Origin of the sequence: Zavarzinia sp., from assembly GCF_041650655.1 — a bacterium.
Taxonomy (GTDB): Bacteria; Pseudomonadota; Alphaproteobacteria; order Zavarziniales; family Zavarziniaceae; genus Zavarzinia.
This window is the reverse complement of record NZ_JBAZKR010000070.1, coordinates 1-20347: the sequence shown is the minus strand read 5'-3', so window position 1 is coordinate 20347 and position 20347 is coordinate 1. Positions and strand designations below refer to the sequence as shown.

At 68.8% G+C, this 20347-nt stretch carries 22 protein-coding genes; 5 read left to right on the top strand and 17 right to left on the bottom strand.

All coding sequences use genetic code 11. From position 1 onward, the window contains the following. Positions 1-293: 293 nt before the first annotated feature. Positions 294-476, top strand: a complete 183-nt coding sequence (locus tag WC493_RS15645) for a hypothetical protein (RefSeq protein ID WP_373066465.1) — start codon at positions 294-296, stop codon at positions 474-476. Positions 477-532: 56 nt separating this feature from the next. Here WC493_RS15645 and WC493_RS15640 read toward each other — a convergent pair whose 3' ends face one another. Continuing rightward, the gene (locus WC493_RS15640; protein ID WP_373066464.1) at positions 533-1222 is read right to left on the bottom strand and encodes a cysteine hydrolase; all 690 of its coding nucleotides are present in this window, start codon (positions 1220-1222) and stop codon (positions 533-535) included. A 217-nt stretch (positions 1223-1439) separates the two neighbouring features. Between WC493_RS15640 and WC493_RS15635 the strand changes: the two genes are divergently transcribed. After that, complete coding sequence (locus tag WC493_RS15635) at positions 1440-2135, top strand: Crp/Fnr family transcriptional regulator (RefSeq protein ID WP_373066463.1); 696 nt, start codon at positions 1440-1442, stop codon at positions 2133-2135. On the opposite strand, the gene WC493_RS15630 is transcribed toward WC493_RS15635, so the two are convergent. The 3 genes from WC493_RS15630 to WC493_RS15620 all read right to left on the bottom strand — a co-directional run bounded on the left by WC493_RS15630 (position 2132) and on the right by WC493_RS15620 (position 5711). After that, positions 2132-4033 carry an ATP-binding cassette domain-containing protein gene (locus WC493_RS15630; RefSeq protein ID WP_373066462.1) on the bottom strand — a complete coding sequence of 634 codons (1902 nt, stop codon included), beginning with the start codon at positions 4031-4033 and terminating at the stop codon, positions 2132-2134. The genes WC493_RS15635 and WC493_RS15630 overlap by 4 nt on opposite strands. A gap of 253 nt (positions 4034-4286) precedes the next feature. Next, positions 4287-5054 (bottom strand): S8 family serine peptidase, encoded by a 768-nt coding sequence (locus tag WC493_RS15625; protein ID WP_373066461.1) that lies wholly within the window; start codon positions 5052-5054, stop codon positions 4287-4289. Positions 5055-5063: 9 nt separating this feature from the next. Then, entirely contained in the window at positions 5064-5711 is a 648-nt protein-coding gene (locus WC493_RS15620; RefSeq protein ID WP_373066460.1) for a GAF domain-containing protein, read from the bottom strand. Positions 5712-5866: 155 nt separating this feature from the next. On the opposite strand from WC493_RS15620, the gene WC493_RS15615 reads away from it, so the two are divergent. After that, the gene (locus tag WC493_RS15615; protein ID WP_373066459.1) at positions 5867-6124 is read left to right on the top strand and encodes a hypothetical protein; all 258 of its coding nucleotides are present in this window, start codon (positions 5867-5869) and stop codon (positions 6122-6124) included. Between the two features lie 66 nt (positions 6125-6190). Here the strand turns inward: WC493_RS15615 and WC493_RS15610 are convergent, their stop codons facing one another. The 8 genes from WC493_RS15610 to WC493_RS15575 form a co-directional block, all read right to left on the bottom strand. Then, positions 6191-6685, bottom strand: a complete 495-nt coding sequence (locus WC493_RS15610) for an ATP F0F1 synthase subunit B (protein ID WP_373066458.1) — start codon at positions 6683-6685, stop codon at positions 6191-6193. Positions 6686-6696: 11 nt separating this feature from the next. Beyond that, positions 6697-7266, bottom strand: a complete 570-nt coding sequence (locus tag WC493_RS15605) for a hypothetical protein (RefSeq protein ID WP_373066457.1) — start codon at positions 7264-7266, stop codon at positions 6697-6699. Positions 7267-7295: 29 nt separating this feature from the next. After that, positions 7296-7520 (bottom strand): F0F1 ATP synthase subunit C, encoded by a 225-nt coding sequence (locus WC493_RS15600; protein ID WP_373066456.1) that lies wholly within the window; start codon positions 7518-7520, stop codon positions 7296-7298. Between the two features lie 47 nt (positions 7521-7567). Beyond that, a complete protein-coding gene (locus WC493_RS15595) occupies positions 7568-8314 on the bottom strand; it encodes a F0F1 ATP synthase subunit A (RefSeq protein WP_373066455.1) in 747 nt (248 codons plus the stop codon). A gap of 15 nt (positions 8315-8329) precedes the next feature. After that, the gene (locus WC493_RS15590) at positions 8330-8668 is read right to left on the bottom strand and encodes an AtpZ/AtpI family protein (protein ID WP_373066454.1); all 339 of its coding nucleotides are present in this window, start codon (positions 8666-8668) and stop codon (positions 8330-8332) included. Positions 8669-8914: 246 nt separating this feature from the next. Next, a complete protein-coding gene (gene smc, locus WC493_RS15585) occupies positions 8915-12376 on the bottom strand; it encodes a chromosome segregation protein SMC (RefSeq protein WP_373066453.1) in 3462 nt (1153 codons plus the stop codon). 226 nt (positions 12377-12602) lie between these two features. After that, a complete protein-coding gene (locus tag WC493_RS15580) occupies positions 12603-13241 on the bottom strand; it encodes a DsbA family protein (RefSeq protein WP_373066452.1) in 639 nt (212 codons plus the stop codon). 57 nt (positions 13242-13298) lie between these two features. Then, positions 13299-13817 carry a DUF721 domain-containing protein gene (locus WC493_RS15575; protein WP_373066451.1) on the bottom strand — a complete coding sequence of 173 codons (519 nt, stop codon included), beginning with the start codon at positions 13815-13817 and terminating at the stop codon, positions 13299-13301. Between the two features lie 23 nt (positions 13818-13840). Between WC493_RS15575 and mutY the strand changes: the two genes are divergently transcribed. Both mutY and argC read left to right on the top strand, forming a co-directional pair. Then, positions 13841-14920, top strand: a complete 1080-nt coding sequence (gene mutY / locus WC493_RS15570; RefSeq protein WP_373066450.1) for an A/G-specific adenine glycosylase — start codon at positions 13841-13843, stop codon at positions 14918-14920. A 35-nt stretch (positions 14921-14955) separates the two neighbouring features. Further along, positions 14956-15888 carry an N-acetyl-gamma-glutamyl-phosphate reductase gene (gene argC, locus WC493_RS15565; protein ID WP_373066449.1) on the top strand — a complete coding sequence of 311 codons (933 nt, stop codon included), beginning with the start codon at positions 14956-14958 and terminating at the stop codon, positions 15886-15888. Positions 15889-15891: 3 nt separating this feature from the next. Here the strand turns inward: argC and WC493_RS15560 are convergent, their stop codons facing one another. The 5 genes from WC493_RS15560 to moaB all read right to left on the bottom strand — a co-directional run. After that, positions 15892-16362, bottom strand: coding sequence for a DUF2867 domain-containing protein (locus WC493_RS15560; RefSeq protein ID WP_373066448.1), 471 nt, complete (start codon positions 16360-16362; stop codon positions 15892-15894). A 207-nt stretch (positions 16363-16569) separates the two neighbouring features. Then, complete coding sequence (locus WC493_RS15555) at positions 16570-17709, bottom strand: site-specific DNA-methyltransferase (RefSeq protein ID WP_373066447.1); 1140 nt, start codon at positions 17707-17709, stop codon at positions 16570-16572. Positions 17710-17762: 53 nt separating this feature from the next. Further along, positions 17763-18395 carry a ribonuclease HII gene (locus WC493_RS15550; RefSeq protein WP_373066446.1) on the bottom strand — a complete coding sequence of 211 codons (633 nt, stop codon included), beginning with the start codon at positions 18393-18395 and terminating at the stop codon, positions 17763-17765. 38 nt (positions 18396-18433) lie between these two features. Next, the gene (locus tag WC493_RS15545) at positions 18434-19561 is read right to left on the bottom strand and encodes a PA0069 family radical SAM protein (RefSeq protein WP_373066445.1); all 1128 of its coding nucleotides are present in this window, start codon (positions 19559-19561) and stop codon (positions 18434-18436) included. A gap of 327 nt (positions 19562-19888) precedes the next feature. Continuing rightward, the coding region (gene moaB, locus WC493_RS15540; protein WP_373066444.1) for a molybdenum cofactor biosynthesis protein B at positions 19889-20347 on the bottom strand (459 nt) is incomplete at its 5' end.

Here is a 20347-nt window from a genome sequence, read left to right as displayed (position 1 = left end):
AATCCGGCCGAACAGGGCACGCCGGTCCGGGCGTTCGGGCGCCACGCTCCGGATCGCCAAATGGGCCGCGCGCCTCGGCGCGGCCGATCGCCGCGCGGATGAAGGCGAAAGTGCCGCAGCCATCGCTTCGACGCCGCTCATACGCTCTCTCTCCCAGCGGCTCTTCTCCGTCGCGGCCGCTGCAGCCAGGAGAGCAGGAGCGGGCCTGCCGATCAACCGGCGGCGCAGGATGCCAGGCCCTCGGACGTTTCAGTCGTGAAGGCTGGGGGCCTTCAGGATCGGAGCATGGTCCGATGAATCGTTTCTCCCTGCGTAAGGCGCTGATCACTTTGGCTGCCCTGGGCATTCTCGCCCCGGCGCTCGCCGGCTGCGTCGTCTATGACGAGCGGCCCTATCGCTATGGCCCGGCGCCCGTCTACTACGTGCCGGGCCATTGGGATCATTGGGGTTTCTGGGTGCCCGGCCACTATCGCTGAGCGCAGCGCGGCCGCGGGTCGGGGGGAGGGGCGCCGATCCCGCGGCCCGGCGCCGATCAGGGCGCCATCGCCTTCACCGCTTCCTCGGTGGTCAGCACGCCGTTGGCGATCATCGAATAGGCGACCAGCGCGGCCTTGTAGGCATCCTCGCCCGGGGCGGCCACCGCGTCCTTCACGACATAGACCTTGAAGCCGTTCTCCATCAGCGCCCGGAGGTGGGAGTCGACGCAGAGATTGGCCACCAGGCCGGCCAGCACCACGGTGTCGATACCGCGGGCGCGGAGCTGGTAGATCAGGTCGTTGCTCTCCGGCCCGTACATCTTGTGGGCGGCGACCATCAGGGCCTTGCCGTCGGCCAGATAGGGCTTGAAGCGATCGTGGATCTCCGCCCCCGGCGTGCCGGCGCCCAGCGCCTTCATGTCGAGGAGCTGGCGCTGCAAGGCGCCGGCATGGGTCCATTGGGCATCGCCCGGTGCGAAGGCCAGGGGATCGACGGCGATCAGCATGCCGCTCTTGCCCGCCGCCTTGAACAGGCGTTCCAGGTTCTCGACCGTGCCGACGGCCTTCAGATTGTCGGCCATCAGCTTGTAGAGCTTGCCGTTCTCGCTCAGGAATTCGTTCTGCGGATCGGTCACCACGAGGGCGGTATGGCCGCGGTCGAGGGCGAGCGGGGTGGGCTCCGCCGCCAGGGCCGCGCCGGCACCCATCATGCCCGCCGCCGCGAAGGCCAGGATAAGCCGTTTCATTTCTTCGTTCCTTCCGGTTCCGTCGCCCGATCTCGGCGACGGAGGGAACGCTAGTCGGCGGCGCTGCGGCCTTCTGTAACCAATGTTCCGCGGCGAACGCGATACTTTGGCAATACTTTGTAGGGGCGGGTCGTTTCGTCGCAGTGGAACATTTGTTCCATGGGCAGACCCTCGCGATCTGCTATCGATGACGGATCCTCACGGAGGTCGCATCATCATGGCGATGTCTGAGAGCGCCTGCGGCCGGCGCCGTCCCCTGACCGCGATGCTGGACCGTTTCCCCGCCCTGGCCGAACTCTCCGAAGCGAGCCGGGAACTGCTTTCGCGCGAGACGCAGCGCCTCGCCTGTGCCGGCGGCACGCCGCTGATCGCAAGGGGCGACATGGTGACCGGCGCCTTCCTGGTCGAGAAGGGGGCGCTCCGCGTCTATTACGTCAGTGCCGAGGGGCGGGAGGGCACGCTCTATTGGGTCGAGCCCGGGCAGTCCTGCATTCTGGCCATGAACTGTCTGTTCGCCCGCCTGGCCTATCCCGCCTGGGTCGAGAGCGAGGGTGAGACCGAGGTTTCGGTGATCCCGGGCGATACCTATCGCCGGCTTTTCGCGCTGGAGCCTTCGGTGCAGGGCTTCACCTTCGACGTCCTCTCCGGCCGCCTGTTCGAACTGATGGCCCTGATCGAGGAGACCGCGTCCCAGGGCCTCGAGGCGCGTATCGCAGCCGTCCTCCTGCGCCGGGCCAAGGGGGCCGCTTCGGTGGCGATCACCCAGGAACAGCTCGCCCGCCACCTGGGCACCTCGCGCGAGGTGGTGGCGCGGGTGGTGCGCGGCCTCGCCGCGCGGGGATTGATCGGAACCGGCCCGGGCCGCATCGCCCTGGCCGATCCGGCCGGCCTGCGCCGCCTTTCCGGCGACTAGCCCTTCTTGGCGATGTCGGGCAGGGGCACCCGCTCGATATCCAGGTGATCGGTCGAGGTGGCGCGGCGCCGGGCCTTCACGAAGCGGGCGAAGAGATTGTCGTCCGCCGCGATCAGGGCCTGGGGTGCCCCTTGCGCGACGAAGCCGCCGTTCTCGATGCAGACCACCTCGTCGGCGACCGCGGTGACGAAGTCGACGTCGTGCTCCACCATGATGATGGTCACCTCCCGCGCCAGTTCGCGCAGGACCGAGACGAGGCGCGAGGTCGATTCGACATCGACGCCGGTCGACGGTTCGTCGAGCAGCAGCACGCGGGGGCGCAGCACCAGGGCGCGGGCCAGTGCCACCAGGCGCCGCTGCCCGCCAGAGAGCGTGCCGGTGCCCGCCGCCTGGGTCACCGGAATGTCCAGCGGCCCCTCCGGCCGGATCTTCACCAGGGCGTCCCAGACGCCGACGCGGATCAGGCCGGCGACGATCTCGTCGTCGGTGATGTCGGCCTTCACCAGTTCGAAATTCTTGCGCAGCGTGCCCGAGAGCATGAGCGGGAACTGGGACAGGGTGACGACCTGCCGGCGCAGCGATTCGAGCGTGTAGTCGGCCAGCGGACGGCCGCCCAGCAGCACCTTGCCGCCCTGCGGATCATAGAGCCGCACCAGGAGGCGCATGATCGACGACTTGCCGGAGCCCGAGCCGCCGACGATCGCCGTGATCGCTTCCGCCCGGAAGCGGTGGGAGACGCCGTTCAGGATGATCGGCGTTCGCGCGGGCGGATAGCCGAAGGTGACGTCGGCGAGTTCGGCGCTGGCCTCGGCGATCGCGAGGTCCTTGGCGGTCTTGGCATCCTCGATTTCCGGCTTGGCGTCGATGATCTCGCCGACCGGCCGGATCATCGGCCAGTTGACCGAAAGCCCGGTGAAGAAGGTGACCAGTTCCTGGATCGGCCCGACCACCAGGGGCACCATCAGCAAGAGGCCCAGGAGGGCACCCACCGGCGTGTCCTTGTCGAAGGAGAAGGCGGCATAGATCAGCAGGACCGTGGTCAGGATCGTCGACATCGAGCCCTGGAACTGCTGCGCCGCCTCGCGCCGGAGCGTGGCGCGCAGCTTGGCCCGCATCACCGCCATCAACCGTTCCTGGATCGCGCGCGAGCGTTGCGCCTCCGCCCGCATGAGCTGGACCTCGACCGGCTGGGCGGTCGAATTGCCCAACTCGTCGGCGAAGGCCGCTTCCTCGGCCCGGACCTGCTCGAAGGCGCGGCCGACCACGCCCGAGAGTTTCCAGCCGATCAGCGGGATGATGATCACCAGCGCCAGCAGGATATAGCGGGCGGCCGGCGGGATCGTGGTGAAGGCGGCCAGATTGTCGGCCAGGAAGAGCCCGGCGGTGACGAGACCGACGCCGCGGGTGAGGGGATAGGCCAGGATCTCGCGCAGCGTGAACTGGGCGCCGGCCGAGAAATTATTGACGATCTGAACCAGTTGCGGCCCGGTCACCTTGGCGTGGAAGATCGGGCCGAGCACCAGCATCCGGTCGTGCAGCAGGTGGCGCAGCGCCGCCAACATCCGCTCGTTCGACCAGGTGGTGACCAGCTTGTTGCCCATGGAGAGAAGGATCACCAGGACCGCCAGCACGGCATAGAGCACGGCCATCCATTTGGGATCGGCATCGCCCTTGCCCTGGAGCGCATTGGTCAGCGAGACCAGGACCTGCTGGGTATAGGGCGTCAAGCCGTTCACCACGGCCGAAAGGCCTACCGAGAGCAGGAAGGGCAGGGGCGCCGTCTTCGCCAGCAAGATGGCCCAGCGCAGCAGCTTGCCGAACCTCATCGGCTCGGGCGGGAAGGGCAGGCCCGGGAAGCCGGGGCCGCCCGGTCCCTTCATGCCGCCCGCCATGGTCATCGGCCCCTTCATGCCGCCCGGGGGCGGAGCCCCCATCATGCCACCGGGGGGCGGAGCCCCCACCATGCCACCCGGGGGCGGAGCCCCCATCGCGGCACCCGGGGGCGGAGCCCCCATCGGTCCGCCTTTCGGTGCCCCCGGGGGCGGCATGGCGCCTGGGGGCATCGCTCCCTTGGGCGCGCCGGCCAGGGGCAGGGGGATCGACTGAGCACCCTCCTTGGGGGCGCCCGCCTTGGGCATGTCGGGCGGCGGATCAGAGGGCGGCATCGGCGCGGGCCTTCAAGATGGTCTTCAGCTCGAACTGGCGGAGATCGGGCCAGCGGCCGAGGAAGAGGCAGCACATGGCGGTGACCGTCGGCGTCGCGAAGCTGGTGCCGGTCTTCACGGTGTAGCCGCCCCCGGGGGCGGGCACGGTCAGCTCGTTGCCGAGGGTGGCGAATTCGATCAGCCCCGTCTCGATGAAGCGGATCGACAGCTCGGGGACCTGGAAATTGTCGATCGAGATCACGCTGGAGAATTCGGCCGGCAGGCCCTCGTCGGTCACCGGCACGTTGCGCTTGGCCGCGACCACCACCTGGTTCCGCTGATAGGCGCTCTCGCACAGTTTGTAGAGCGGTTCGCGCTGCGAGGCGGGGATTGCCAGGCTCATGTTGACCAGGCGCTGGCGCTTGGCCAACACATGGCGGAAGGCCACCAGGGAGGCGGTGGGATCGCCCTTGTTTCGGGCGTCCAGCACGCGGATGTCGTGGATCCGGGCATTGGGCGCGATCCGGGCGATGATGCCGGCGACCGCGGTGCCGTGGCCGAACGTGTCGTTGTTGATGCCGGTGTCGAGCGGCTGCACGGCCAGTTGGCCGCTCTCGCCTTCGACCGTCCATTGGCTCACCACCCGGCCGGCGAGGTCGGGATGGGTGGCGTCGACGCCCGAATCGATCACCGCGACCTCGACCGGGGCGAGGTCCGTGGTGGCCAGTTGCTCGAAGCCGAGGGCGGCCGCTTCGCTGATGACGCTGGATGACATGCCGGCGCCTCAGACGGCGAGATCGACCATCTGCTCGAAGACCTGGGCGAGGCGGGGCAGGCGGTCCGGCCGGCTGCGTGCCACGGTCGCCAGGGCGGCCAGGATGCGCGCCTCTTCCGGCCCGTAGCCGGCGGTGGTGAGGTCACCGCCGCCGGCGCCGGACATTTCGCGCAGACGGTTGTGCTGGTCCAGCATGAGAGCGGCGATGGTGGCGAAATTGCCGTAGGCGCGGCCGTCGTCGGTGGTGAAGCGGTGGCCGACCTTGAAGCGGACGCCGGTCAGTACGCCGATCAACTGGTCGCCCGAGACCATGGGGGCGGCGATCACGGCGCTCGGCTCGCCCTCGACGCCCGTGGCCTTGTTGGCGTCGTCGACGGTGCGGAAGGTGGGGGCGCCGATCTGCACCTCGTGGGTCAGGGCGGCGAGGCCGGTCAGGCCGGCGCCGATCGGCACGCGCTGGCCGATCAGGCTGGACGGACCGTTGGCGACCATGACGAAGCGGAGATCGTTGGCGTCCCGGTCGTAGGCCAGGACCGAGCCCTCGGCGGCATCGACGGTGCGGATCGCCGTTTCGAGCAGGAGCCGCAGCACGCCCTCCTCGCGCGTCGACGGCGCAATGCCGAGATAATGGCTGAGCAGCGAACGATCCGTGGTCATCGGGTCCCCCTTCCAGATGGCGGGCGAGTGTAACAGTCCGACCGGCAGACTGCGACAGGCCAAGCCGGCCGGCTGTGAGCCTGGCCATAGAAATCGGGCCGAAGAGGCTTTATTTCTCGGAACGAAAGTACCGCAAGCGTCAGGCGAGAGGGCAAATGGCATCGTCTCAGGAACCGGCGAAGGTCCGCCGCGGCATCCGCATCGACCCCGATTCGGGCGACAGCGTCGATTTCGCCAGCCTCGGCATCCTCCTGGCGCGGCCCCGCCCGGTCGAAGCGACCGAGGGGCAGGCCTGGTACACCGACTACACCCAGTGCCCCTGGTGCGGCCACATCGGCTGGACCACGGGCCTCAACACGGATTTCTACGTCGACGTCGTCTGCGGATCCTGCGGGCGCTATTTCAGGGCCTGAAAAGCGCCAAGAAAAACCCCGGCAGGTGGGGCCTGCCGGGGTCGGATCGTGCAGATCTGGCGGGGCTCAGTTGAGCCTTGTCGCCATGCTCGTGATGGTGTCGCCGATGAGGCGTTCCTTGGCAATGGGGTCGAGCCTTGTCGCGATCAACTCGCGGGCGGCGGCGACGGCTGCCTCGGCCGCGACCTTGCGGACTTCGGCGATGGCGTTCGCTTCGGCCTGGGCGATCTTGGCCTTGCCCAGTTCCACGCGGCGGGCGAGGGCCTGGGTCAGATCTTCCTCGGCCTTGGCGGCCAGGGCTTCGGCCACGGCCTTGGCCTCGACGACGATCGCTTCCGCTTCCTTGCCGGCGTTCTTGGTCGCCTCGCGATATTTCGCGAGGGCGGCCTCGGCCTCGGCCTTCAGCTTGGCGGCGGCGTCGAGATCGGCCTTGATCTTGGCGGCACGGTCGTCCAGCACCTTGCCCAGCAGGCCCGGCACCTTGAGATAGACGACCAGCCCGAAGAACAGGACGAAGGAAACGGCGACCCAGGTCTCGGGATTGGACAGGATTTCACTCATCTATCCGCTCCTCAGCGACGGGCCATGACGCTGTCGACCACGGCCCCGGCAGAGGCTTCGTCGACATCGATGCCGGCCACCTTGGCCGAAATCGCGCGCGCCGCCTCGAGGGCGATGCCGCGAACCTCGGCGAGGGCGGCTTCCTTGGTCGCGCGGATGCGCGCCTCGGCAGCCTTGGCCTCTTCGGCGAGCTTGGCTTCGAGTTCGGCCTTGCGGGCGGCCATGGCCGCCTCGACCTTGGCCTTGGCTTCGGCGGCGATGGCGTTGGCGCGGCCACGCGCTTCGGCCAGGGCCTTTTCATAGGCCGCGATCGCAGCCGCCGCGTCGTCCTTCAGACGGGCGGCGGTGGCGAGATCGCCCTCGAGCTTGGCCTTACGGCCTTCCAGCGTCCCCTGGAGCTTGGGCAGCACGAGGGTGCTGAGCAAGACGAGGAGGACGACGAAGAAGACCACGAGCCAGAAGATCTGCGGCGGGAAATCCTCGAAGCGGAGCTGGGGCAGCCCCTTCTTCGCGGCTTCCTCGGCCGCGGCCGGACTGACCGCCGTGGCCGCGAGAAGCAACCCTGTGAGAGTGTGCCGCATGATCGTTTCCGATCCGGTCCGCGCTGGGATCAGCCGAACAGGACGAGCAGGCCGATCAGCAGCGAGAAGATGCCGAGCGCTTCGGTCAGCGCGGCGCCGAGCAGCAGGTTCGGGAACACCTTCGGGGCAGCGGCCGGATTGCGCAGGGCGCCGGCAACGAAACCCGAGAACAGATTGCCGAGGCCGATGCCCACGCCGCCGAGGCCGAGGGTAGCAAGGCCGGCGCCGATCATCTTGGCAGCTTCGACTTCCATGGAACCATTCCTTCTGAGTTGTGAGCTGTCGTGCTCTTGAGAGGATATCAGTGATGCGGGTGAAGTGCGTCGTTGAGGTAGATGCAGGTCAGGATCGTGAAGATATAGGCCTGCAGGAAGGCGACCAGGAATTCCAGTGCCGTGAGAGCGACGATCATGGCCATCGGCAGGATGCCGCCGACGACGCCGAGCGCCACGACGAAGCCGCCGAACACCTTGAGCGTGGTATGGCCCGCCATCATGTTGGCGAAGAGACGAACCGAGAGGCTGACCGGACGGGTGAGGTAGGAGATCACCTCGATCGGAATCAGCAGCGGCGCCAGCCACAGCGGCACGCCCGAGGGCAGGAACAGGTGGAAGAAGCCCGTGCCGTGCTTGATCAGGCCGAGCAGGGTGATCGCCACGATGATGATGAGCGCCATGGTCGCGGTCACCGCCAGATGGCTGGTCACCGTGAAGGCGTAGGGCACCATGCCGATCATGTTCGCCATCAGGACGAAGACGAACAGCGAGAACACCAGCGGGAAATACTTCATCCCCTGGGTGCCCGTGTTCTCCTTCAGGAGATTGGCGACGAATTCATACGTCATCTCGGCGACCGACTGCAGCCGGCCCGGGACGAGGGCGGCGCGCGAGGTCGCGAGCATGAGGAAGCCGGTGGCGACCAGGACGACGATCCCGGTCCACAGCGCGGAATTGGTGAAGGAGATATCGATCCCGCCGATCTGCAGATCGATCAGGCGGTGGATCTCGAACTGTTCGAGGGGATTATGCGCTTCGCCGCCAGCGGCCATGACGAACCTCGACTCTCAACCGCGCGAAGACAAATCCTGCTGCTCTTTGGCCTCCGCCTCCGCCTGAAGGCGGCGGGCGGCTCGGATCAGGTTCAACGTCCCGGCGGCGGCACCCAGGAGGAAGAACACGATCATCAACCAAGGTCTCGTACCGAACCAGCGGTCCAGCACCCAACCGATCAACCCGCCGACGACGAATCCCGAAACGAATTCGACGCCGAGACGCATGGCCGACCCGTAGGCGTTGGACACCCGGGAGGGCGTTTCAGGTTCCGGCGGACCGAGAACGCTGTCACGCGCCTCCTTCAGGCGCCGGTCGAGATCGGCGAGGGAGGGAAGCGGATCGTCAGACATTGAGCTACCAGTATTTCCCGGGGCGCGCCGAAAAGAAACGCCCACGTCAGGTCCTGGCGGTCACAACAACCGGCACCCCGACCCCCAGCCAAGGCGGGCGCAAGGTAAGTGCCCGTTGCATCCTAGTCAAGGTCCAAAAGGTCGCAATCAAGCCTTTGAAATATCAGCAAAAAGTCGAGGGTGACAAAGGCGCGCCGGTGGAATCGCGCCGCACTGCGACATAATCGCGCCCATGGGGCGGCAAAATCACTCCGCCGCCAGCAGTTCCGGCGCCTTCGACAGGTCGACGGAGACGAGCTGGCTCACCCCCGCTTCGCCCATGGTGACGCCGTAAAGCCGGTCCATCCGCTGCATGGTGAGGCCATGGTGGGTGACCACCAGGAAGCGCGTGCCGGTCTCTCGTGCGACGTCGTCCACCATGTCGCAGAAGCGCACCACATTGGCGTCGTCGAGCGGCGCGTCGGCTTCGTCGAGCACGCAGATCGGCGAAGGATTGACCATGAAGACCGCGAAGATGAGCGAGAGCGCGGTCAAGGTCTGCTCGCCGCCCGAGAGGAGCGAGAGGACCTGGAGCTTCTTGCCCGGCGGCGAGGCGTAGATTTCGAGCCCCGCTTCCAGCGGATCGTCCGATTCGGTGAGCGCCAGATGCGCCCGGCCACCGCCGAAAAGGCGGGTGAAGAGCGTGCCGAACTGCTGGTTCACCTGCTCGAAGGCCGCCAGCAGGCGTTCGCGCCCCTCGCGGTTGAGCGAGCCGATCGAGCCGCGCAGCTTGGCGATGGCGGCGACCAGGTCTTCCCGTTCGGCCGTGATCGAGGCGATCTGGCCTTCGATCTCGTCCGCTTCCTGTTCGGCGCGCAGGTTGACGGGGCCGATCTGCTCGCGCTCGCGGCGCAGGCGGTCGAGGCGCATGTCGAGTTCGTCGAGCGCGGGCAGGGCTTCGCCGTCCTCGACTTCGGCCACGGCCAGGATCTTGTCCGGCGTGCAGTCCAATTCTTCCAGGATGCGGTCGGCCAGTTCCTGGCGCCGCCCTTGTGCCTGCTCGACCCCGGCTTCGGCCCGGACGCGGGCTTCGCGGAGCGCCCCCGCGTCGGCTTCGGCGGTACGGGCGGAACGCCGCGCTTCCGTCAGGGCCTGTTCGGCGGCGGCCAATGCGTCGGCGGCGTTGCGGCGGCGGCGCTCGGCATCTTCGATCCGCTCGGCCAGGGCTTCGGCGGCGTCGCGCAGTTCTTCCGGCCGGCCGGCCAGGGCTTCCTGTTCCTCGATGGCAGCGGCGCGGCGTTCGGCGAGCTGGCCGCGCTGCGCCTCGGCCGAGGCGGCACGGCGGCCCCAGGCGGCGATTTCGGCGCCGACGTCGACCAGCCGGCGGCGCCGCGTCTCGGCCTCGCGCTTCAGCCCGTCGCGTGCGGCGCGGGCCTGGCCGAGGGCAGCGCGCAACACCTCGACCTCGCGCTGGAGCTGGCTGCGGCGCTCGTCCAGATGGCTCCGCTCCGGCAGTTCGGCCTGGGCTTCCAGCAGGGTCTCGCGGCGCTCCATCGCCTCGTCGAGTTCCTGGGCGACACGCGCCATCTGGCTGCGCAGGGCTTCCGCCTTGGCGTCTCGCGCTGCCTGTTCGCGGCTGGCGCGGGCCTCTTCCTCGCGGAGGCGGCCGAGCTGGTCGCCAGCATCGCGGAGCCGGCGGCGGCTCTCGGCTTCCAGCGCCTGGGCGTTCTGCACCTCGGCGCGGGCGGCTTCATAGGCGGCGCGGGCTTCGCTCGCGGCCGCTTCGGCGATTTCGTGCTCGGCGCGGAGTTCGAGCAGGCGGTTTCGCTGCGCCAGGCGCACGGCGGCGGCCGTGGGCGCCTCGGCGGCGGCGGTGAACCCGTCCCAGCGCCAGAGGTCGCCTTCGAGCGAGACCAGGATCTGGCCGGGCGCCAGCGCCGCCTGCAAGGCCCTTCCAGCGCCCCGCGAAACGACGCCGATCTGGCCCAGGCGGCGGGCCAGGGCGGCCGGTGCCGTGACATGGCCGGACAGGGGGGCGGCCCCCTCGGGCAAGGCGGGGGGCGCGTCATAGGCGGGCAGGGCGGCCCAATGGACCGGCGCCTCTTCCGCCAGCGGCACGGAAAGATCGTCGCCGATCGCGGCCCCCAGCGCCGTCTCGTAACCCTTTTCGACCGTCAGCGCGTCGACCAGCGGCGGCCAGGGGCCGCCCAGGTCCTGCGCCAAGAGGCCGGCCAGGGCCTTTTCCTCGGCCGCGATTCGTCCTGCCGATGCTTCGGCCAGTCGCAGCGCCTCGCGCGCCTCGGTCTCGTCGACCAGGGCGCCGGCGCGGGCCGCTTCGGCTTCGGCGAGCTGGTCCTGCATGGCTTCGAGCGTGGCCTGGGCCAGTTCCAGCCGCTCGGCCAAAGCGTTCAGGTCGGCGGCGCGGGTCTGGTCCTCGGCCAGGCGGCGCTCGCCCGCGTCGACTTCGGCCCTTGCGGCGGCCAGCCGTTCCAGGCGGGCGCCGGCATCGCGGATCTCGCGCTCCAGGCTCTGGCGCTTGGCTTCGATCGCCGCGAGTTCGCGGTTGGCGGCGTCCAGCTCGGCTTCGCGCGCCTGCAACCGCTCGGCCGCCTCGGCGACCTGGGCCTCGGCCGTTTCGGCGGTGTCGCCCGAATCGGCTTCCGCCTCTTCGAGGTGCAGGCGCTCGTCCTCCAGCCGCTCGACCGCGGATCGGGCGTCGGAGGCCAGCAGGTCTTCGCGGCCGGCGTCGCGGTCGATCGTCTCGATCGCCTGGGTGAGGCGGGACAGGGCTTCGCGGGCGCGCCGCTCTTCGAGCGCCAGACCGTCGCGCTCGACCACCAGCTTGTGCAGGATCTGCGCCGTGCGTGCCTCTTCGGCGCGCAGGGGGGCAATCTGCTCGGCCGAGCGGTTCTCGACATTGACCGCATGGGCGGCCTGTTCGGTCGCCACCCGGACGGCGTCCTGGGCATGGGCGAGGTCGCGCCGCGCCTCGGCCAGGGCGGCCTCCGCCTCGATCCAGCGGAGATGCAGGGCGACCGCCTCGCCCTTGCGGATCTGGGCCTGGACGTTCCGGTAGCGGGTCGCCTGGCGGGCCTGGCGCTTCAGGGCGTTCAACTGGTTGGTGAGCTGGCCCATCACGTCGTCGACGCGGGTCAGGTTGCTCTCGGCCGCCTTCAGGCGCAGTTCCGCTTCGTGCCGGCGCGAATGCAGGCCGGAGATGCCGGCCGCCTCTTCCAGGATCTGGCGGCGGTCGGCCGGCTTGGCGTTGATGATCAGGCCGATACGGCCCTGGCCCACCAGGGCGGGTGAGCGCGAGCCGACGGACGCGTCGGCGAACAGGAGCTGGACGTCGCGCGCCCGCACGTCCTTGCCGTTGATCCGATAGGCCGAACCCGCCTCGCGCTCGATCCGGCGCGAGATTTCCAGCTCTTCATGGTCGTTGAAGGCCACGGGGGCCTTGCGCTGGGTATTGTCGAGCACGAGGGAGACTTCGGCGAGATTGCGCGCCGGCCGCTTCGAGGTCCCGGCGAAGATGACGTCGTCCATCTCCGAGCCGCGAATCAGCTTGGCCGAGGTCTCGCCCATCACCCAGCGCAGCGCTTCGAGCAGGTTCGACTTGCCGCAGCCGTTCGGCCCCACGATCCCGGTCATGCCCGGCTGGATCACCAGTTCGGTCGGGTCGACGAAGGATTTGAACCCCGAAAGGCGCAGTTTCGTGAACTGGACCATTGCTCGATGCCCTCAATCGCCGGGCGCGCGCATCCGCGCGCTTGGCTCGCTCTGCTGAAGCTCCGCGGGGCCGGAGTGGCCCTTGGTTGCTCAGCCCTCAGTCGCCGGGCGGCGGCATCCGCCGCCTTGGCTCGCTCCGCTGAAGCTCCGCGGGGCATCAGTGGCCCTTGGTTGCTCAGCCCTCAGTCGCCGGGCGGCGGCATCCGCCGCCTCGGCTTGTTTCCGATTACGGCTTCAGGCCGTTGTCGGTCAGGAACTTGGTGAATTCGTCGATCGTCAAAGCGCCCGACTGGACCTTGTCGCCGATCACGAAACTGGGGGTCGAGCTGATCTTGTAGTCCTTCTCGGCCGAATAGCGCGATTGGGCGACCGCCATCTTCAGGGCTTCGTCGGCCAGGCAGGCGTCGGCCTGGGTCTCGCCCAGACCGGCGAGGCGCATGGTCTGCTTCAGCGCGGCGACCGGGTCGGAGGCCCGGGCCCAGCTGCCCTGGCTGCGGAAAACGAGATCGACCAAGCCTTCCGCCTTCTCCGGCCCGGCGCAGCGGATCAGCATCGACGCGCGAAGCGCCACGCCGTCCAGCGGGAAGTCGCGGAAGATGAAGCGGATCTTGCCCGTGTCGATGAAGCGCTTCTTCACCTCGGGGAAAGTCTCGGTGGTGGAATGGGCGCAGTGCGGGCAGGTCATCGAGGCGAATTCGGTGACCGTGATGGGCGCGTCCTTCGGCCCCAGCACGAAGGTGCCTTCGGCGAAATCGCCCGCCTCGGTCCCCGCCTGTGCCCAGGCCGGGGAAACCCGCAAGGGACCGGCGACGGCCGCCGCGGCAGCACCGGCCATGCTGGCCAGGATCATACGTCTCGTGTTCATGGGGTCATCTCACCACAAGATGTTGGGGGTCGTAAAGGCGGATGATTCAATCCGGCGTCAGCGGCGACGGTCTTCCGGGTGCTCGGCCGCGATCGCCCGGCCGAGCTTGGCCAGGGCTTCGCGGAGAGACTGGTTCTCGATTGTGGCAACCTCGCGGTCGATCGCGGCGGCGGTCTCGGCGGGGAGCGGCGGGGGCTGCTTCCGCTTCGGCCGCGGGGCCTCGACCCGTCCTCGCAGGATCTTCAGCCGGGCGGCGGCACGGTAGCCGCAGAAACTGTTCACCTTGTCGAGGATCTGCGGCTCCAAATGCTGGATCTCGAGGGCGAGGGGGCCGTCGACCCGGACTTCCAACGTGCCGCCGTCGCTCGCCCCGCGCTCGAAGCGCAGGCGCTCCGGCGCCGTGCAGGCGGCCAGCCGCTCGCCCACGATGAGCGGCCAGTGGGTGACGATCTCGGCCGCGGCGAAGCCTCGCTTGCCGACCGCGGCGCGCAGCAGGGCGGGCAGGCGGGCAGCCGCCGCCTCGGCGCGGAAGCGGCGTTCGGGTGACGGCTCGAAGGTCTTTGTTGCTCGTCCCATGGTCGGCACACTCTAATCACGGAATGGCGCCCGTCGATTCCGAATTCACCCTGGCCCTCCAGGTTCCCGAGCCCCGGCCGGCACCGGGATTCACCCCCGCACTTCTGGCCTGGTACGACCGCCACCGCCGCCGCCTGCCCTGGCGGGCCGAGGCGGGGGAGGTGGCCGATCCCTACCGGGTCTGGCTCTCCGAGATCATGCTGCAGCAGACCACGGTGGCGACGGTGGGGGAGCGATTCGTCCGCTTCCTGGCCCGCTTCCCGACCGTGCAGGCCCTGGCGGCCGCCCCGCTCGAAGCCGTGCTCGCCGAATGGGCCGGCCTCGGCTATTACGCCCGCGCCCGCAATCTCCACGCCTGCGCCCGCGAAGTGGCGGCCAAGGGCGGCCGTTTCCCCGATACGGCCGAGGGATTGGCGAAGCTGCCCGGCATCGGCGATTACACGGCGGGCGCCATCGCCGCGATCGCCTTCGGCCGCCCGGTCGCCGCGGTCGACGGCAATGCGGAGCGGGTGCTCGCCCGCTGCCACCGGCTGGAAGAACCGCTGCCCAAGGCCAAGCCCACGCTGCGCCGCCTGACCCAGGACCTGGTGCCGGCCGACCGGCCGGGCGATTTCGCGCAGAGCCTGATGGATCTCGGCTCCTCCGTCTGCCTGCCGCGGGCACCGCTGTGCGGGCGCTGCCCAGTCGCCCGCTGGTGCGGCGGGGCGGCAGCGGGCGATGCCCAGCGCTATCCCCTGAAGGCCGAAAAGGCGGAACGGCCGACCCGCTTCGGCACCGCCTTCGTCGCGATCAGAGCCAGGGACGGCGCCGTCCTCCTGCGCCGCCGCCCACCCAAGGGCCTGCTCGGCGGCATGATGGAAGTGCCGGGCGGCGACTGGGCGGAAATCGAGGCGCTGGCAAAGCCGCCCTTCGCCGCCGATTGGCGCCGCCTGAACCAGCCGGTCGAACATACTTTCACTCATTTCCACCTGGTGCTGGCGGTCGAAGTGGCCAAGGTCGGCGATTTCGCCGCCGCCGGCGAATGGCACCAGCGCGCGCATATCGCCCATGTGGGCGTGCCCACCGTCTTCATGAAAGTGTTGCGTGCCGCCGGCGCCGTGTAGCGCTATAAGATCTGCCCCATTCAGGAGGAACGAGCGTGAGCAAGTCGGGCGGCAAGGCGACGGTCTTCATCGACGGCGAGGCGGGCACCACCGGCCTCGGCATCCGCGAACGCCTGCGCGACGTTGCCGGCCTCGAACTCCGCTCGATCGATCCCGACAAGCGCAAGGACCCGAAGGCGAAACAGGCCCTGATGGCCGAGGTCGACGCCGTGGTGCTCTGCCTGCACGACGATGCGGCGCGGGAGTCCGTTGCTCTGGCGGCCGAACTCGGCACCGACGCCCCGCGCATTCTCGACGCGTCGACCGCGCATCGGGTGGCGCCCGGCTGGGTCTATGGTTTCGCCGAAATGGCGCCGGGCCAGCGCGATGCGATCTCCGCCGCCACCCATGTCGCCAATCCGGGCTGCTATCCGACGGGCGCCATCGCACTCTTGAAGCCGTTGGTCGAGGCGGGCGTGCTGCCGGCGGATTATCCGGTCGCGGTTCATGCCGTCTCCGGCTATTCGGGCGGCGGCAAGGCGATGATCGAGGCCTATGAGGCCCACAAGGCGCCCAAGTTCGAGCTCTACGGCCTCGGCCTCGAACACAAGCATGTGCCCGAGATCAAGCAATATGCCGGTCTCGCCCGGCGGCCGATCTTCGTGCCCTCGGTCGGTGATTTCCGCCAGGGCATGCTGGTCACGGTGGCGCTCCACCTCGACCTCTTGAACGGCGCGCCCAAGCCGGCCGAACTCGAAGCGATCCTGGCCGCCCGTTTCGCCGGCAGCGAGCTGGTCAGCGTGCAGCCGACCGCGGACCTCGGCGGCAAGATCGAGCCCGAAGCCCTGAACGATACCGACCGGCTGGAGCTTCGCGTCTTCGGCAACGAGGCGCGCGGTCAGGCCCTGCTGGTCGCCCGGCTGGACAATCTCGGCAAGGGCGCCTCGGGCGCCGCGGTGCAGAACCTGAAGATCATGCTCGGGCTCTGAGCCCTATTGCCGCTCCGCCCGGGACATCATCACCCGGACGATCAGGCGGTGGAAGGGCAGGATCAGGCGGAGATAGATCCGCCCCAGCAGGTTGTGGGTATGGACCAGCGTCGTCATCGTGATGCGGCGGCGCTGGCCCGGCGCCGGCAGGACCTCGACCACGACGCGGAAATCCAGGTGGCGGTCGTCGAAACCGACCACCACGCGGGTCTTGCTGGTGTCCAGCACCGGAAAGAAGCCGATGTGCGGCAGTTCCGGCGCATCGCCCGTCTTCAGGCCGAAAGGCTTCACCAGGCCGTTCCGCAAGCCCATCAACGCCCGCATCCAGGCCGGCGTCCGCCCCAGGATCCGCTCCGCCGCCGAACGCGCGTCGAGGCTGCGCAGCTCGCTCACGGCGCGGAAGGCATCGGCATATTGTGCGCCCGGCAGCAGACCTGCGAGCGCCGGATCGGGCGCGGCCGGCTCGATATGCATGGATTTCCCCGGTTCAACTCTCCGGGGTGGAGTGTCGAAGGCGAGCCTTGCCGGCGCCAATCGTCACTTTGTCGCAGGTCTAATCAGGGGCTGCGGAATGAACGTTCATTCCGTTTCGATTTCGCCTTTTTTAAAGCTCATCTGGGACCGGAATGAACGTTCATTCCGGTCCCGAAGGCGAATGTCGCACCCCTGTCGCGGGTAGGGTCAGTGGCTGGTGCCGAGCTCGGCGCGCAGCCGGCTGCGGTAGAAATCGATCGGCACCAACATACCCTTGTCCTCGAAATGCCAGAAGGTCCAGCCGTTGCAGGCGGGCGCGCCCTGGACATGGGCGCCGATCCGATGGATCGAGCCGGTGGCATCGTTGGCGACCAGGCTGCCGTCGGCGCGCACGCGGGCGACGAAGCGCCGGCGCTGGTCATAGAGCTTGGTGCCTGGGCTGATCAACCCGCGTTCGACGACCTGGCCGAAGGGAATGCGCGGCTCTTCCCGCTTCGACTTGGTGACCGAGAGGGGCGCTTCCTCCATGCAGGCGACGGCGGCGATCCGGGCGCGCGCCACGGCGGCATAGGTCTCGTCCCGCTCGAGCCCGATGAAGTGGCGGCCGAGCCGCTTGGCCACGGCGCCGGTGGTGCCGGTGCCGAAGAAGGGATCGACCACGACGTCGCCCGGGTGGCTGCAGCCGACCAGCACGCGGTAGAGCAGGGCTTCCGGCTTCTGGGTCGGATGCGCCTTGGCACCGTCGTCGCCCTTCAGGCGCTCGCCCCCGCCACAGATCGGCAGGTGCCAGTCCGAACGCATCTGGAGGTCGTCGTTCAGCGACTTCAAGGCGTCGTAATTGAAGGTATAGGTCTTCTGGGCCTCGTTGCGGGCGGCCCAGATCAGCGTCTCATGGGCGTTGGTGAAGCGCCGGCCGCGGAAATTCGGCATCGGATTGGCCTTCCGCCAGATCACGTCGTTCAGCATCCAGAAGCCGAGGTCCTGGAGCGCCGTGCCCACGCGGAAAATGTTGTGATAGGAGCCGATGACCCAGATCGCCCCGGTATCCTTCAGGATGCGGCGCGCTTCGGCCAGCCAGGCGCGGGTGAAGCGGTCGTAGTCGGCGAAGCTCTCGGCCGTGCTGATCCCGCTGCCGAAGCGGTCCCACTCGTCGTCGACGCCGTCGACCACCGACTGGTCCGGGCGGCGGAGCTGGCCGGCGCGGGTGCCCTTGTCGAGCATCAGATTATAGGGCGGATCGGCGAAGACGAGGTCGACCGACTTGTCGGGCAGGCTTCGCATCAACTCGATGCAATCGCCCACAAGTATCTGATCGAGCGGCAGTTCCTGGATGCGATCTTGCGCCATCTGAAGTCCCCAAATCATCTTGGGGGGCATCCTGATTCGGCTGCCGAATCACGTCAATAGTCGTTTTGAATCAATAGTTTGATCGGACTAAATGATGTGCGATGGAAGCTTGTCGGCCCAAGCCGTTGTAGCGCTTCCTGATGTTCAGGGGTGCCGTAACCCATGTGACGGCCGAAACCGTAGCCCGGAAAGCGCAAATCAGCCGCCTGCATGAGCCGGTCGCGATGCACCTTGGCGACGATCGAGGCGGCCGCGATCGAGAGCGAGAGACTGTCGCCCTTCACCAATGTGGTGACCGGGCAGGGCAGCTCCGGCGCCCGGTTACCGTCGACCAGGGCATGGCCGGGCATGACCGGCAGCGCCTCGACCGCGCGGCGCATGGCAAGAAAAGTGGCGCGCAGGATGTTCAGCCGGTCGATCTCCTCGACCGAGGCTTCGCCGATGCCGAAGGGGACGGTGGCGACGATCGCCTCGAACAGCCGGTCGCGCGCCTGGGCCGAGAGCTTCTTCGAATCCGTGATCCCGGCCGGCACCGCGACACCCGCGGGCCAGATCACCGCCCCGGCCACCACCGGACCGGCCCAGGGCCCGCGCCCGGCCTCGTCGACGCCGCAGACCAAGCCGCCGAGGGCGATCTCGCGGGACAGGTCGGGGGCGGCGGCAGGGGCTTTGCGGGGGCGTGGCATGGGGCGGCTCGAAGCGGAGCCGCCTCATAGCACCCCCGTCAGTCGCCGAACAGGGCCATCTGGCCGCCCTGGTCGAGCGGGCGGCGGAAGCGGCTGGTGTCCAGCACCTGGCGCGGTACATCCAGGCCCAGGCGGTGCTTGGCCAGGCGGAAACGCTGGGCGATCAGTTCGGCATAGGGCCCTTCGCCGCGCATGCGGGTGCCGAATTCGGCGCTGTTCAGGGTGCCGCCCCGGATGTCGCGGATCAGGCGCAGCACCCGGGGGGCGCGTTCCGGCAGGGCGGCGGCGAGCCATTCCTGGAACAGGTCCTTGATCTCCAGCGGCAGGCGGAGGAGGACGTAGCCGGCCGAGGTGGCGCCGGCCGCAGCGCCCGCCTCCAGCAGGGCTTCGAGTTCGTGGTCGTTCAGGCCGGGGATCATGGGTGCCGTCATGATCCCGGTCGGGATCCCGGCGGCGGCCAGCGCCTTGATCGCGTCGAGGCGGCGTTCCGGCGTTGCCGCCCGGGGCTCCATGCGCCGGGCCAGGCGGCGGTCGAGCGTGGTGACCGAGACCCCGACCCAGACCATGTTCTTGGCCGCCATGCGGGCCAGGATGTCGATGTCCCGCGTCACCAGGGCCGATTTGGTGACGATGGTGAAGGGATGGTTCCAGCGCTCCAGCACTTCGAGGATCGCGCGGGTGATGCGGTGCCGCTTCTCGATCGGCTGATAGGGGTCGGTATTGGTGCCCATGGCGATCGGCCGGCAGGCATAGGAGCGGGCGCCCAACTCGGCTTCCAGCAAGCGCGCCGCGTCATGCTTGGCGAACAGGCGGGCCTCGAAATCGAGCCCCGGGGATAGGCCCAGGAAGGCGTGGCTGGGCCGGGCGAAACAATAGACGCAGCCATGCTCGCAGCCGCGATAGGCGTTGATCGAACGGTCGAAGCCGATGTCGGGACTGTCGTTCCGCGTGATCACGCTCTTTGCCTTGTCGGCCTGCACGCTGGTCTGCAGGCGGGGCGCCGCCTCGTCCAGGCTGCCCCAGCCGTCGTCCATCTCGACCCGCTGCTCGCGCTCGAAGCGCCCGCCGGCGTTGGACAGCGTGCCGCGCCCGGCCCGGGCCCCGGCATCCACCCGAGTGCCGCCGTCGCTCCGCCCGATCGTCCCTTCTGCATCCTCGCCCCGCACGAAGACCGGCCTCGGCCGAGCCGTTCGTTTCGGGGGCGGGAGGGTTTCGCGTGTCATGCCCGAAGCATGGCATGATTAGAACAAAAAGAGAACATTAATCACCCGGGCCAGACGAAAAGCAGACCGCCCGTCATGGCCGGGCTTGTCCCGGCCATCTACGCGGCCAAGCTGCTTCTTGCGTCGACGACAATGGCTCGTCCCGACGTGGATGCCCGGGACAAGCCCGGGCATGACGATCTTGAGTGGTGCTGGGGTGCCTTGAAGCAGCCCGATTTCCTCAACCGGACAGCCGGCGAGCCCGGGCATGACGGAAAGGAGAGGAGACCGCTAGAAGCGGTCCATCAGCTCGACGAAATTGCAGGGCCGGAAACGGCTGTCGAGCTGGGTCTTCAGGATGTCGTCCCAGGCGTCGCGGCAGGCCGAGGGCGAGCCGGGCAGGGCGAAGAGCAGGGTGCGGCCGGCGATCCCGGCGACGGCACGGGACTGGATCGTCGAGGTGCCGATCTTGGCATAAGAGAGCCAGCGGAACAGTTCGCCGAAACCGTCGATCTCTTTCTCGAACAGGGGGCGGAAGGCTTCGGGCGTCACGTCGCGCCGGGTGATGCCGGTGCCGCCGGTCGAGATCACCACTTCGACCGCCGGATCGCCGATCCAATGGTGCAGGCGGTTCTGGATCTGGTCGACGTCGTCGAGCACCAGGGCGCGGTCCGCCAGCACGTGCCCGGCCTCGGTCAGGCGCTGCACCAGCGTGTCGCCCGAGCGGTCCTCGGCCGGGGTCCTGGTGTC

Excerpts from the sequence above, each read along its gene's own strand:
- mutY (WP_373066450.1), top strand. The coding sequence starts at position 13,841 with ATGGCGCCCGTCGATTCCGAATTCACCCTGGCCCTCCAGGTTCCCGAG.
- WC493_RS15640 (WP_373066464.1), bottom strand. The coding sequence starts at position 1,222 with ATGAAACGGCTTATCCTGGCCTTCGCGGCGGCGGGCATGATGGGTGCC.
- WC493_RS15610 (WP_373066458.1), bottom strand. The coding sequence starts at position 6,685 with ATGAGTGAAATCCTGTCCAATCCCGAGACCTGGGTCGCCGTTTCCTTC.
- WC493_RS15615 (WP_373066459.1), top strand. The coding sequence starts at position 5,867 with ATGGCATCGTCTCAGGAACCGGCGAAGGTCCGCCGCGGCATCCGCATC.
- WC493_RS15590 (WP_373066454.1), bottom strand. The coding sequence starts at position 8,668 with ATGTCTGACGATCCGCTTCCCTCCCTCGCCGATCTCGACCGGCGCCTG.
- WC493_RS15630 (WP_373066462.1), bottom strand. The coding sequence starts at position 4,033 with ATGACCATGGCGGGCGGCATGAAGGGACCGGGCGGCCCCGGCTTCCCG.
- WC493_RS15635 (WP_373066463.1), top strand. The coding sequence starts at position 1,440 with ATGGCGATGTCTGAGAGCGCCTGCGGCCGGCGCCGTCCCCTGACCGCG.
- WC493_RS15555 (WP_373066447.1), bottom strand. The coding sequence starts at position 17,709 with ATGGCGCAAGATCGCATCCAGGAACTGCCGCTCGATCAGATACTTGTG.
- WC493_RS15560 (WP_373066448.1), bottom strand. The coding sequence starts at position 16,362 with ATGCATATCGAGCCGGCCGCGCCCGATCCGGCGCTCGCAGGTCTGCTG.
- WC493_RS15600 (WP_373066456.1), bottom strand. The coding sequence starts at position 7,520 with ATGGAAGTCGAAGCTGCCAAGATGATCGGCGCCGGCCTTGCTACCCTC.
- WC493_RS15625 (WP_373066461.1), bottom strand. The coding sequence starts at position 5,054 with ATGTCATCCAGCGTCATCAGCGAAGCGGCCGCCCTCGGCTTCGAGCAA.
- WC493_RS15575 (WP_373066451.1), bottom strand. The coding sequence starts at position 13,817 with ATGGGACGAGCAACAAAGACCTTCGAGCCGTCACCCGAACGCCGCTTC.
- WC493_RS15580 (WP_373066452.1), bottom strand. The coding sequence starts at position 13,241 with ATGAACACGAGACGTATGATCCTGGCCAGCATGGCCGGTGCTGCCGCG.
- WC493_RS15595 (WP_373066455.1), bottom strand. The coding sequence starts at position 8,314 with ATGGCCGCTGGCGGCGAAGCGCATAATCCCCTCGAACAGTTCGAGATC.
- WC493_RS15605 (WP_373066457.1), bottom strand. The coding sequence starts at position 7,266 with ATGCGGCACACTCTCACAGGGTTGCTTCTCGCGGCCACGGCGGTCAGT.
- WC493_RS15645 (WP_373066465.1), top strand. The coding sequence starts at position 294 with ATGAATCGTTTCTCCCTGCGTAAGGCGCTGATCACTTTGGCTGCCCTG.
- smc (WP_373066453.1), bottom strand. The coding sequence starts at position 12,376 with ATGGTCCAGTTCACGAAACTGCGCCTTTCGGGGTTCAAATCCTTCGTC.
- WC493_RS15550 (WP_373066446.1), bottom strand. The coding sequence starts at position 18,395 with ATGCCACGCCCCCGCAAAGCCCCTGCCGCCGCCCCCGACCTGTCCCGC.
- WC493_RS15620 (WP_373066460.1), bottom strand. The coding sequence starts at position 5,711 with ATGACCACGGATCGTTCGCTGCTCAGCCATTATCTCGGCATTGCGCCG.